The sequence below is a fragment of the Streptomyces sp. NPDC102462 genome (assembly GCF_044765425.1).
GTDB lineage: Bacteria > Actinomycetota > Actinomycetes > Streptomycetales > Streptomycetaceae > Streptomyces.
In genome coordinates this window covers 1-11657 of the sequence record NZ_JBIWKB010000112.1, presented here as the reverse complement: position 1 = coordinate 11657, position 11657 = coordinate 1, and the positions used below count along the sequence as shown (strand labels likewise).

10 protein-coding genes, 2 pseudogenes and 1 riboswitch are annotated in these 11657 nt (G+C 71.6%); of the genes and pseudogenes, 3 read left to right on the top strand and 9 right to left on the bottom strand.

Annotated elements, in window-relative coordinates:
* Together ACIRFL_RS42700 and ACIRFL_RS42695 are read left to right on the top strand one after the other, a co-directional pair.
* Positions 1–155: DUF475 domain-containing protein (locus ACIRFL_RS42700; RefSeq protein WP_404040847.1), on the top strand; the 155-nt coding region annotated here is incomplete at its 5' end.
* Between the two features lie 478 nt (positions 156–633).
* A complete protein-coding gene (locus ACIRFL_RS42695) occupies positions 634–1854 on the top strand; it encodes a metallophosphoesterase (protein ID WP_404040842.1) in 1221 nt (406 codons plus the stop codon).
* Between the two features lie 69 nt (positions 1855–1923).
* Here ACIRFL_RS42695 and ACIRFL_RS42690 read toward each other — a convergent pair whose 3' ends face one another.
* The 4 genes and pseudogenes from ACIRFL_RS42690 to ACIRFL_RS42675 form a co-directional block, all read right to left on the bottom strand.
* The gene (locus ACIRFL_RS42690; RefSeq protein WP_404040840.1) at positions 1924–3108 is read right to left on the bottom strand and encodes an MBL fold metallo-hydrolase; all 1185 of its coding nucleotides are present in this window, start codon (positions 3106–3108) and stop codon (positions 1924–1926) included.
* 579 nt (positions 3109–3687) lie between these two features.
* Entirely contained in the window at positions 3688–4473 is a 786-nt protein-coding gene (locus ACIRFL_RS42685) for an SGNH/GDSL hydrolase family protein (protein ID WP_404040845.1), read from the bottom strand.
* A gap of 259 nt (positions 4474–4732) precedes the next feature.
* Positions 4733–5698 carry a peptidoglycan DD-metalloendopeptidase family protein gene (locus tag ACIRFL_RS42680; RefSeq protein WP_404040837.1) on the bottom strand — a complete coding sequence of 322 codons (966 nt, stop codon included), beginning with the start codon at positions 5696–5698 and terminating at the stop codon, positions 4733–4735.
* A gap of 4 nt (positions 5699–5702) precedes the next feature.
* Positions 5703–5860: riboswitch (cyclic di-AMP (ydaO/yuaA leader) on the bottom strand.
* Positions 5861–6139: 279 nt separating this feature from the next.
* Positions 6140–6321 (bottom strand): annotated as a pseudogene (locus ACIRFL_RS42675) (hypothetical protein); the annotation flags it as partial.
* Between the two features lie 212 nt (positions 6322–6533).
* Between ACIRFL_RS42675 and ACIRFL_RS42670 the strand changes: the two are divergent.
* On the top strand, positions 6534–7331 hold the full coding sequence (locus tag ACIRFL_RS42670; protein WP_404040835.1) for a tyrosine-protein phosphatase: 798 nt from the start codon (positions 6534–6536) through the stop codon (positions 7329–7331).
* 47 nt (positions 7332–7378) lie between these two features.
* On the opposite strand, the gene ACIRFL_RS42665 is transcribed toward ACIRFL_RS42670, so the two are convergent.
* The 5 genes and pseudogenes from ACIRFL_RS42665 to ACIRFL_RS42645 form a co-directional block, all read right to left on the bottom strand.
* Positions 7379–7501 carry a DUF6126 family protein gene (locus ACIRFL_RS42665; protein ID WP_121891722.1) on the bottom strand — a complete coding sequence of 41 codons (123 nt, stop codon included), beginning with the start codon at positions 7499–7501 and terminating at the stop codon, positions 7379–7381.
* Positions 7498–8097, bottom strand: a complete 600-nt coding sequence (locus tag ACIRFL_RS42660) for a helix-turn-helix domain-containing protein (protein ID WP_404040833.1) — start codon at positions 8095–8097, stop codon at positions 7498–7500. Before ACIRFL_RS42660 ends, ACIRFL_RS42665 begins: the two co-directional genes overlap by 4 nt.
* A gap of 92 nt (positions 8098–8189) precedes the next feature.
* A complete protein-coding gene (locus ACIRFL_RS42655) occupies positions 8190–9575 on the bottom strand; it encodes an aspartate aminotransferase family protein (RefSeq protein ID WP_404040830.1) in 1386 nt (461 codons plus the stop codon).
* Entirely contained in the window at positions 9572–11476 is a 1905-nt protein-coding gene (gene dxs / locus ACIRFL_RS42650; protein ID WP_404040828.1) for a 1-deoxy-D-xylulose-5-phosphate synthase, read from the bottom strand. Before dxs ends, ACIRFL_RS42655 begins: the two co-directional genes overlap by 4 nt.
* Before the next feature lie 28 nt (positions 11477–11504).
* A pseudogene (locus ACIRFL_RS42645) lies at positions 11505–11657 on the bottom strand (4-hydroxy-3-methylbut-2-en-1-yl diphosphate synthase); the annotation flags it as partial.

Below are 11657 nucleotides of genomic sequence, written 5' to 3'. Positions count from 1 at the left end.
TCACCATCCAGTACCAGATCAACGAGGTCATCACCGGCCTCGTCGGCGTCATCCTGATCGGCGCCTCCTTCTGGTCCTCCGTCCGCCGCAACCGCACCCTCGCCGCGGCCGAGGGACCGGGCGACGACACCAGGGCCATGGCCTCCACGCACTGATCATGTTGCGGGCGGCCGTGTCGAACGAGGCGGATTCCGGGGAGGCGTGCAGCACGAACCCGATGCACTTGCGAGCGAACGGCACGCCGAGAAGAGGCCGGCGGGCGGGGTGAGTCCTTCGACACCTCGGGCAACAAGCTGGAGATCCACGCGGACCTGGCCAACTTCCCGTCGGCCGAGCCCGATCGCGATGGCGGTGCTGCTCACCCTCATGCTGATCGCCGTGGCCGGCCTCGGCGTACGCCAACGCCGCGCGCCCTGCAAACCCGCCGGTCAGCCGGTCCGACAACCGCTCACCGGACGACTTCGGCCGACCCGCTCCTGCCACGCCATAACAAGCGAACGCCCCTGAGTTACCGGTATTGAGGCTGGAGAACCCTTCGCCCCCAGGGGTCGCTCTCATGAACGCCGGTCCGGCCGGCCCGAGGACGACCGGATACAGTGCGCGAGACGCGCAGCCTGGCCAGAGAGGGGAAGCGTGACCGACACCAGCGACACCCGGCCCGCCGAGGGGGAAGCGCAAGCGCCGCGGCAGAGCCGACTGCACCGCCTGATGCGCTACATCCCGCTGATCGCCCCCTTCCTGCTGTGGGCCGTGCCCTGTGGGGTGCTTCTGTACACCGGCCAGCACTGGCCGCTGCCCATCACGCTGACCGGCACCGCCCTGTTCGCCGTCGGCCTCCTGTGTATGCCGCTCGCGATGGTGCGCGGCCACGGCCGGCGCCAGCAGGACCGGGCCGCGATCATCGGTGACACCCTGCTGGGCACCAGCTGGGTCCTGTTCACCTGGTCCGTTCTGCTCGGCGTCCTCCTGCGGCTCGCCCTGACCGTGGCAGGCGTCGGCGAGAGTCAGGACCGCGCCCGAATCGTCACATGGGCCGTCCTCGGCGTAACCGCCGTACTGCTCGCCTGGGGGTACGCCGAGGCCCGCCGCGTGCCACGCGTGCGCCGACTCGACGTACAACTCCCGCGACTGGGTGCCGGGCTGGACGGCCTCCGTGTCGTCCTCATCACCGACACCCACTACGGCCCACTCGATCGCGCTCGCTGGTCGGCACGGGTGTGCGAGACCGTGAACGCTCTGGAAGCCGACCTGGTCTGCCACACCGGCGACATCGCGGACGGCACGGCCGAACGCCGTCGCGCCCAGGCCGTCCCACTCGGTACCGTGCGGGCCACCTGGGCCCGGGTATACGTCACCGGCAACCACGAGTACTACAGCGAGGCCCAGGGCTGGGTCGACCTGATGGACGAGCTGGGCTGGGAGCCGCTGCGCAACCGCCATCTGCTGCTCGAACGCGGAGGCGACACCCTCGTGGTCGCCGGCGTGGACGACGTCACCGCCGAGTCCTCCGGCCTGGCAGGCCACCGCGCCCACCTCGCCGGAGCCCTGAACGGCGCCGACCCGGACCTACCCGTCCTGCTCCTGGCACACCAGCCCAAGTTCGTCGACCGGGCGGCAGCCGCCGGCATCGACCTCCAGCTCTCCGGCCACACCCACGGCGGCCAGATCTGGCCCTTCCACCACCTCGTCCGCATCGACCAGCCCGCCCTCGCCGGCCTCAGCCACCACGGCCCCCGCACCCTCCTCTACACCAGCCGCGGCACCGGCTTCTGGGGCCCGCCGTTCCGCGTCTTCGCCCCCAGCGAGATCACCCTGCTAGTGCTCCGCAGCCCCCACCTGCCCACCTCGCCGTAGCACTGGGCGAGCCAACACATCCGCTCGGAGGTGCCCTTGAGCTGAGGGGTACGGCGCCGACAGACGTGGTCAGCCCTCGCCCACGAGGTCGAGGTCGTCGGGGGTCGTCTTCGGGGCCGTCTCCGGGACGGGCCACGTGCGGTTCAGCGGCAGGGACACATCCCGCCACCAGGGACGCGTGGGGAGGTCCCCGGCGGGCTCGAAGGGCTCGCCAGGAACGGGGACCGCGACCGCCTGGCCGACCGCGTCGGCCGCGGCCAGCGTCCACTCCCCCGGCTCCGCCCAGGCATGGGCGGCCAGGTTGAAGGTACCCCAGTGGATCGGCAACAACGCCCCGTGCGCCCGCCCGCCCTGAAGATCGAGGTGGGCGCGCACGCCCTCCTCGGGGGTCATGTGGATGTCCGGCCAGAACTCGCTGTAGGCGCCGATCTGGATCATCGTGGCGTCGAACGGGCCGTGCTCGGCTCCGATGTCCTTGAAGCCCTCGAAGTAGCCGGTGTCGCCGCTGTGGTAGATCCGGTGCCGGTCGCCGGCGACGGCCCAGGACGCCCAGAGGGTGTGCTGCGTGTTGCGCAGGCCGCGACCGCAGAAGTGCCGGGCCGGGGTGGCGGTGAGGGTGAGCCCGCCGACGCGGGTCGACTCGTGCCAGTCCAGCTCCCGCAGCCGGTCGGCGGACACCCCCCAGTGTTCGAGGTGGGCGCCGACGCCGAGGGGCACCGCGAACAGGGTGTCCGTGCCGGCCAGCGCCTTGATCGTGGGCAGGTCCAGGTGGTCGTAGTGGTCGTGCGAGATGACCACGACGTCGACGGGGCCGAGCGCGGCCAGCGGCAGCGGCACCGGGTGCAGCCGCTTGGGCCCGGCGAACGCGAACGGGGAGCAGCGCTCGCCCCAGACGGGGTCGAAGAGCACCCGGTGCCCGTCGATCTCCGCGAGCACGCTGGAGTGGCCCATCCAGGTGAGCCGGAGCCCGGTGGCGGGCGGCCGGGACAGGTCGGCGAGGGTGGTGGCGTGCACCGGGACCGCGCCTTGCGGGGCGCGGCGGGGCCGCTGGTCCCGGTCGAAGTAGACCTTGGCGAAGTCCAGCATCGAACCGGAGGGCCGGGTCCGGGCGGGGCCGCCGGGGTTCTGGAAGACGCCGTCCTTGAAGTGGGGCGACGTGCGGATGCGCGCCAGGCGGGCCCCGCCCGGGTCAGCGCCGAAGGCCGCGGGCTGCAACGCGCGGAGCCCGGAGCTCAGGGAACGCAAACCGGACACGGTACCTCCTGGTGGAGTCGGTGGAGTCCTCCATTATGGTCAATCCCCGGGCGGGCCACCGGCGGTACCCGGGGTCGTACGCCCGCGTCGGCGCGGGGGCCGACGCGGGGTCGATCGGTCGCGCACCGAGCGCCCGCGGGGTGACCGCCTCCACAAAGCCCTGGCAGCCGGTGAGGTGCGGGTGACCGTGGCGAGTGCGCGGCCGAGCGGCACGAGGCACTGCCGCGGGCCGCCGTCGAGCAGGCCGAGGGGCGAGTTGCCTGCCCGGGCACGGCGGGGCGGTCGCGGGGCGGTGTCTGACGGCCCTGCTGGGCGGGCTCGCCGTGTGGCACACGTCGTACCCGGGCGCGGTGCCGCGGTCCCGGCGCTGGGTGTGGGTGGACCAGGCGGTCTCCTGCGAACTGTGTCTGGTCCGGGAGGCGCTGACGGCACGGCTGCGCCGAACGTCGCGCGCACCCGGGCAGGGACCTGGCACGGCTGCGCCGAACGGCACGCGCACCCAGGCAGGGAACCGGCACGGCTGCGCCGAGCGGCGCGCGCGCCAGGGCGGGGACCCGGCACGGTCACCGCCCCGGCGGTTCAGGCCACGGAGGCGATGCGCGTCCTGATGTCGTCCGGGGAGAGCGCGCCCTTGGCCGTCACATGGTCGCCCGAGGACTCGCCGCGCAGCCGGCGCCCGATCCACGGGACCAGGTACTCGCGGGCCCAGTGGACGTCGTCGCGGCGCACTTCGAGGGTGCCGCGGGGCCGCAGCGGCGGCCAGGGCTGTTCCGGGTCGGCCGGGACCTCGACGCCGAGGACCTGGCCGGCCCGCAGGGCGACGCGGGTGTGCCCCTCCGGCGAGAGGTGGAGGCGGTCGTCGTCCCAGGCCCTGCGGTCCTGTACGGCCTTCAGGGACCACAGGTCGAGCACGGGGCAGCCGTACCGGTCGGCGATGGCCCGGACGTGCCCGTTGTACGTGGCGATCCTGCCGCGCAGATGCTTGAGCAAGGGCACGCCGCGGGTGTCGAAGCCGGTCGTCACCATGACGGTGCCGGCCGCCGCGGTGAGCCGGGCCACGGCGCGCTCGAAACGCTCGGCCACCTCGTCCGGGTCGGTGCCGGGCCGCAGGATGTCGTTGCCGCCCGCGCAGAAGGAGACGAGGTCCGGCGCGAGTTGGACCGCCTGGGGGATCTGCTCGGCCACGATCTGGTCGAGCAGCCGCCCGCGCACGGCGAGATTGGTGTACTGGAAGTCGCCCTCGGGCCGGCGGTCCGCGAGCAGGACCGCGAACCGGTCGGCCCAGCCGACGAACGCCCCGTCGGGGCCTGGGTCGCCGACGCCCTCGGTGAAGCTGTCCCCCACCGCCACGTACGACCCGATCACCGCTGTGTTGTCACTCTTCGAATCGTCTGCCACGTCGGCCCATGATTCCCCTTCGGATGTGACCTACGCGATCGTAGGAAGGGGTTGACGAACGGTGAGATAAGACACTCCCCAAGAGTCTCCCAACGCGGGAATAGGCCGGAGGGCGGGGGTGTTGGGCGGAGAATTGCCGTGCCTCGGGGGCCCATACGGCGAGGGCCGCACCGGGTTCCCGGTGCGGCCCTCGCCGTATGGGGTGGCGCTTTGTCAGACCGCTTTGTCAGACGGTGACGCCGTGCGAGCGGAGGTAGGCGAGCGGGTCGACGTCCGAGCCGTAGTTCGGCGTGGTGCGGATCTCGAAGTGCAGGTGCGGGCCCGTCACATTGCCGGTCGCGCCGGACAGGCCGACCTGCTGGCCCGGGGTGACGGTCTGGCCGGCCGAGACGGACAGCTGCGACAGGTGGGCGTACTGCGCGTAGTGGCCGTCGCTGAGCTGAAGGACCACCTGGTTGCCGTAGGCGCCGCCCCAGCCCGCGGAGACGACGGTGCCCGCGCCGACCGCCTTGAGCGAGGTGCCGGTCGGGACGACGAAGTCGACACCGGTGTGGTAGCCGCTGGACCACATGCCGCCCGCCGTGCGGTAGGCGGTCCCGATCCGGGCGCCGTCGACGGGGAGGCCGTAGCCGGTGGCAGCGGCGGTCCCGGTGTTCTGGGCGACCGGAGCGCTGTCGGCCGAGGTGTCGGACGCCGGCGGCGTCGACTGCCGCGCGGACCCGTCGGCCCTGTTGGACCCGGTGGACTCGGCGGATCCGTCGGACGAGGACTTCGCGGAGGACGGCTCGGTGGACGAGGAGCCGGTCCCCGTCGTGGCCCGCTCGCCGAGCGCGAGCTTCAGACCGGGGTGGATCAGTGAGGGGTTGCCGCCGATGGCCTCGCGGTTGTCCTGGTAGATCCGCTGCCAGCCGCCGCTGACGCCCTGTTCCTCGGCGATCTTGGCGAGCCAGTCGCCCGGCCGCACCGAGTAGGTCCGGGTGCCGGAGTCCGCGGCGGCCGCCTTCTTCTCGACGGTGCCGGACTGGACGGACTGCTGCGCGGCGGCGTGGGGTGCCGTCTCGGGGGTGGCGGCATGTGCCCCGGCGGCGCCGATGAGCGGCAGGGCGAGCGCGGCGCCGCCGGTTCCGGCAGCGGCTATGGAGCGGGTGAGGCGCTTTGTCTTGGGACGGCGGTGCTTACCCTTCGCGGGCATGGCGAATTCCTCTCCGGCGCCTGCGAGGTGAGCTGTCGGGTTCGGGCTGGAGCTGCCCGGCCGCGCATGGCGCGGCTTCACCCCTAGCCGTCCCGGAGACCGGGACAGGCAGTCGTGCCTGGTGGGTCCCCCGCTCCTGCCGTGCACGGGTGAGTGGTGTGTCGGGGATCCGGGCGGCGGCAGGATTCGGCGGTCCGTCCGGATTGGTGGCGAACGTAAGCGAGCGGGACGCGAACGGACAAGGAGCGGCTTCACCCGGTGCGCGTTTCTCTTGATCCGTCACGGGAATTCCCGGTCACCGTCCGTGCATGTCCGCCTTGCGGGCTTTCCCAAGTCCCGCAAGGCGCCCGTGCATTACGTGGTCATGACGGGCGACGCATTGTCACGGCTATGACGCTCCTCACGCCCTCCAACGCATAACTCGCAATTCGGTCAGAAGGGTCAGGCGTGGCGCAGCCGAAGGGCCGTGGCGTCCAGATCGCCGCGGAGTCCGGTGCACCCGGCCCGTGGCGCAACAGCACCGCGTCACGGTGAATTTCATCCGTTTCGCGGCATTCGTACGACACCGACGGATCAAGTCCGCGCAGCCGCGGCGCCGGAACGGTTTCGCCGTACCGCTGCGCCACTCAGGAGCCAGGTACGGGCGTCCTCGGCGCTGTCCGTCGTCGGACCTCACAAGCGCCCGCGACTGCGCTCACGCCTCGACGTCATCAAGTGCTACGGCCCGTGGGGCGACTCCTGTGGACAACTCGTTGCCGCGGGAAAACCATGTCGTATGGTCGACGGCGTGCCCGTCGACGAGCCGCGTCGCGGGGTCCGGCCAAAAGGAGCCTCCGTGACGCAGCAGGTCCCGTCGATCGAGCCCGAACTCGCCGGTGTGCGCAACTTCCGTGACCTGGGCGGACTGCCGACCGCGGACGGCCGGCGGGTGCGCCCCGGCGTGCTGTTCCGCAGCGGCCACCTGGCGCACGCGACCGAGTCCGACGCCGCGTTCCTCTCCTCCCTGGGCCTGCACACGATCTTCGACTTCCGCAATGCCGCCGACCATGAGCTGGAGGGGCCGGACGTCGCGCTGCCCGGCGTACGCAACGTCAACCTGCCGCTGACCGACCCGGCGGACGGCGCCGAGTTCTGGACGATGGTCCGTGACGGCGACGTCGGCCAGCTGCGGCAGCTGCTCGGCGACGGCAAGGCCGAGCACCGGATGATCGTCTCGTACCGCTCGATCATCACGGAGCGCACCGCCGAGCACTCCCGGGTGCTGCACGCGCTGGCCGAGGACAGTGTCCCGGCGCTGATGCACTGCGCGGCGGGCAAGGACCGCGCGGGCCTGTCCATCGCCGTGACGCTGCTCGCCCTCGGAGTGGAGCGCGAGGCGATCCTCGCCGACTACCTGGAGTCGAACGCCAAGCACCGCCGCTACCGGGTGCGCCGCAGCGGCAGCGCGGACACCGCGTACACACCCGAGATCATGGAACTGCTCAGCCCGCTGTTCGACGCGCGCGCCGCGTATCTGACGGCCGCCATGGAGACCGTCGAGCAGACCTGGGGTGGTGTCGACGCCTATCTGGCACAGGGACTGGGTCTGGCGCCGCGGACCCGGGAGCGGCTGCGCGAGCGGCTGCTGGACTGACGGACGCTCACCTTGGGGCCGTCACCCGGCCGTCGTCCCGTCGCCGCTCATCCCTTGGCGCCCACCTCGAACAGCAGATAGATGAAGCCCGCCACGATGTGGCCGACGGCGATGTAGATGATCAGCCGGATCCACAGGGCGCGCGGGAACTTCTCCTCCATGTCACTCATGGCAGCTCTCCAGTGATGGGGCCCAGGCACAGTGCGGCCGTGGGACTTTGCAGCAGGGTGTGGACGAACAGGAGCTCCACCCCGTCGTGGTCCTCGGCGGCGAGGCGGTGCGGGGTCAGCGAGTCGAAGTGCGCGCTGTCGCCGGGAGCGAGGACATGGGCGGTGGCCCCGAGGCGCAGGGCGAGCCGGCCCTTGAGGACGTACAGCCACTCCTCGCCGGGGTGCACGCGCACGATGTCGCGCTGCGAGCCGTGGGGCACGTGGACGCGCAGCGCCTGCATGCCGCGGCCGGGAGCACCGGCCTGCCAGTAGGTCCAGCCGCCCGCACGGGTCGGTTCCATGTCGGCGGCGCGCACGATCGCGTCCCGGTCGGCGACGGTCTCGCCGAGCAGGTCCGAGACGGTCGTGCCGTAGACGCGGGCCAGTGCGAGCAGCATCGGCAGGGAGGGCTGGCGCTGCCCGGTCTCCAGCCGGGACAGATGGGCGGGCGACAGCCCCGCGGAGTGCGCCGCCGCCTCCAGGGTGAGGCCGGCGCGGCGGCGCAGCGAGCGGAGCTGGGGCGCGACCGCGGACAGCTCGGCTTCGGAGGAGGACATGCCTCCATTGAGCCGCAGGTTTGCCCGCTGGGCAAATTTGTTGCCTGTGAGGCAAAAGCCTCAGGGGCAACCGGTGCCGCCGGGCAGGACGGTCACCGGTTGGCGACCGCCTGCTTGATGAGCGTCTTGCCGAAGTCCCACATCAGGCCGCCACCGCTGTGCGCGTCGTCCATCACCGCGGTGAAGGCGTCCACGAACCGGTCGACCTCGGCCTCCCCGATGACCAGCGGCGGAATCAGCTTGATCACCTCCAGGTGGTCGCCGGAGACCTGGGTCAGGATGCGGTGCCGCTGGAGCAGCGGGACCACGACCATCTGCGCGAACAGGCCCTTGCGGGCGGCCTGCAGCATGGCCCAGCGGCTGCGCAGCTTGAGCGAGCTGGGCCTGCCGAACTCGATGCCGATCATCAGGCCCCGGCCGCGGACGTCGGCGAGCAGTTCGTACTTGTCGACGAGCGCGGCCAGCCGGGAGCGCAACTGCTCGCCCGTCGCCCGGGCGCGTGCGACGATCTGCTCGTCCTCCATCACCGCCAGCACGGCAAGACCGGCGGCCATCGCCTGCGCGTTGGAGCCGAAGCTCGCCGAGTGGACCAGCACGCGGTCCATGGACGAGTAGACCTTCTTGAAGATCCAGTCCTTGCCGAGGGTGGCGCCGACCGGCACATAGCCACCGGACAGTGCCTTGGCCACACACACCAGGTCCGGTTCGACGCCGTCCTCGTGCTGGTAGGCGTAGAAGTCACCGGTCCGGCCGAGTCCGGTCTGCACCTCGTCGGCGATCAGCAGGGCCTTGTGCCGGTGCAGCAGGTCCTGGGCCGCGCGCAGATAGCCGGGCGGTGCCTCGTGCACGCCCTTGCCCTGGATCGGTTCGACGACCAGCGCGGCGACGTCGCCCTTCGCCAGTTCCCGGGCGAGGGCGTCGAGGTCGCCGAGGGGTACGGCCGTGTCGGGCAGCAGCGGGGCGAAGCCGTCCCGGAAGCCCTTCTCACCGTTGACCGACAGCGAGCCGGTGGTCAGGCCGTGGAACGCGTGGTCGCAGTAGAGGATCCGCGGCCTGCCGGTGGCGAACCGGGCGAACTTCAGCGCGGTCTCCACCGCCTCCGTGCCGCTGTTGCCGAAGAACACCCGGTCCAGGTGCGGGCTGTGCGTAAGGAGCCGTTCGGCCAGCAGTCCGGGCAGCGGCTGGCAGTCGAACCGGGTCAGGTCGGCGAGCTGGGCGTCGAGGACGTCGTGCAGCGCCTTGCGTACGACCGGGTGGTGGCGGCCCAGGCCCATCACCCCGAACCCGGCGAGCATGTCCAGGTAGTCGTTGCCGTCCGCGTCCCAGAAGTAGGCGCCCTCGGCCCGCTCGTAGACCTTGTCGAAGCCGATGGTGTGCAGCATGCGCGGGAGCTGGTGGTTCAGGTACGCGGTGTGCAGCTCGTAGCGCTCGGCTCCGCGCTCGGCCAGGAGGGCGCCGAGGTCGAACTCCTTGGTCATTCAGCTTTCTCCTTGACTGTGCCGTCGCTCAGCTCCCTGACGGCGAGGCTCGCGCCGATCCGTCCGGCGATCTCGACGGGGGTGAGACCGATGTCGGCCAGCACCTCCCCGCGCTTGGCGTGCGCGAGGAACTGCTCGGGGATGCCGAACCGGCGCACCGGCACGTCGACGTCCGCGTCGCCGAGCGCCAGCGCCACGGCGGAACCCACCCCGGCGGCCCGGCTGTTGTCCTCCACGACGGCCACCAGGCGGTGGCCGGCGGCGAGCCCGGGCAGATCCGGGTCGACCGGTTTGACCCAGCGCGGGTCGACTACCGTGCAGCCGATGCCGCGTGCCTGAAGCAGCTCCGCGGTCTGCAGACACACCGGGGCCATGACGCCGACGGCCACCAGCAGGACGTCGGGCCGCTCGGCCCGGTGCAGCACGTCCATGCCGCCCACGCGGTCGACCGCGGGGATCCGCGGCCCGACCGACTCCTTCGGGAAGCGGACCAGCGTGGGTGCGTCGTCGACGGCGACGGCCTCCCGCAACTGGGCGCGCAACTGGTCGGCGTCGCGCGGCGCGGCGATTCTGAGGCCGGGCACGACCTGGAGGACCGACATGTCCCACATGCCGTTGTGGGAGGCGCCGTCGCTGCCGGTGACGCCGGCCCGGTCCAGGACGAAGGTCACGCCGCAGCGGTGCAGGGCGACGTCCATCAGCAGCTGGTCGAAGGCGCGGTTGAGGAAGGTGGCGTAGACGGCGACGACCGGGTGCAGCCCTCCGGTCGCCAGGCCCGCCGCCGACACGGCCGCGTGCTGCTCGGCGATGCCGACGTCCCAGACCCGGTCGGGGAAGCGCTCGGCGAACTTGCCGAGGCCCACCGGGTGCAGCATGGCCGCCGTGATCGCCACGACGTCGTCCCGCTGTTCCCCGATGCGGACGATCTCGTCGCCGAACACCGATGTCCAGGACGGCCCGTCGGCGGGTGCCAGCGGCTCGCAGGTGAGCGGGTCCATGACGCCGACGGTGTGGAAGTGGTCCTCCTCGTGCGCCAGGGCCGGTTCGTAGCCGCGGCCCTTCTCGGTGAGGCAGTGCACGAGGACCGGACCGTGGAAGCGTTTCGCGCGGCGCAGCGCGGACTCGACGGCCCTGATGTCGTGGCCGTCGATCGGGCCGACGTACTTCAGGCCCAGGTCCTCGAACATGCCCTGCGGGGCGAAGGCGTCCTTGAAGCCCTTCTTCGCGCCGTGCAGCGACTCGTAGAGGGTGGGGCCGACCACCGGGGTGCGCAGCAGGACGTCCTTGCCCCAGGCGAGCACCTTCTCGTAGGAGTCGGTCGTGCGCAGGGCGGCGAGGTGGTTGGCGAGGCCGCCGATGGTGGGCGCGTACGACCGCTCGTTGTCGTTGACCACGATGATCAGCGGGCGGTCCTTCGCGGCGGCGATGTTGTTCAGCGCCTCCCAGGCCATGCCGCCGGTGAGCGCGCCGTCTCCGATGACCGCGACCACATGGCCCTTCTCGCCCTGCACCCGGCGGGCCTTGGCGAGCCCGTCGGCCCAGCCGAGCGCGGTGGAGGCGTGGCTGTTCTCGATGACGTCGTGCTCGGACTCCTCGCGGGAGGGATAGCCGGACAGGCCGCCCTTGCCGCGCAGCTTCGAGAAGTCCTGACGCCCCGTCAACAGTTTGTGCACATAACTCTGGTGGCCGGTGTCCCACAGGATGCGGTCGACCGGCGACTCGAAGACCCGGTGCAGTGCGACGGTGAGTTCCACCACGCCCAGGTTGGGCCCGAGGTGACCGCCGGTCCTGGCCACCGCGGTCACCAGGAACTCGCGTATTTCTTCGGACAGTTCACCGAGTTCCGCCTCGGACAGCCCTTTCAGGTCGCGTGGTCCCCGGATGTTCTCCAGAATCGTCACGCTCGGCCCCCTCTCGGTTTGTGCTTGCTCAACTCACTGTCACTGCCGGTGTCCCCGTGACGGTGGGGGCGCCCGACGCGGCGCCGTCGGACTCCATCTGCTCGGCGATCTTCATCGCCTCCTCGATCAGGGTCTCGACGATCTTCGACTCCGGCACCGTCTTGATCACCTCACCCTTCAC

Bases quoted from the DNA above. Each gene is read 5' to 3' on its own strand.
- ACIRFL_RS42680 (WP_404040837.1), bottom strand. From the start codon at position 5,698: ATGCCCGCGAAGGGTAAGCACCGCCGTCCCAAGACAAAGCGCCTCACC.
- ACIRFL_RS42665 (WP_121891722.1), bottom strand. From the start codon at position 7,501: ATGAGTGACATGGAGGAGAAGTTCCCGCGCGCCCTGTGGATCCGGCTG.
- ACIRFL_RS42660 (WP_404040833.1), bottom strand. From the start codon at position 8,097: ATGTCCTCCTCCGAAGCCGAGCTGTCCGCGGTCGCGCCCCAGCTCCGC.
- ACIRFL_RS42655 (WP_404040830.1), bottom strand. From the start codon at position 9,575: ATGACCAAGGAGTTCGACCTCGGCGCCCTCCTGGCCGAGCGCGGAGCC.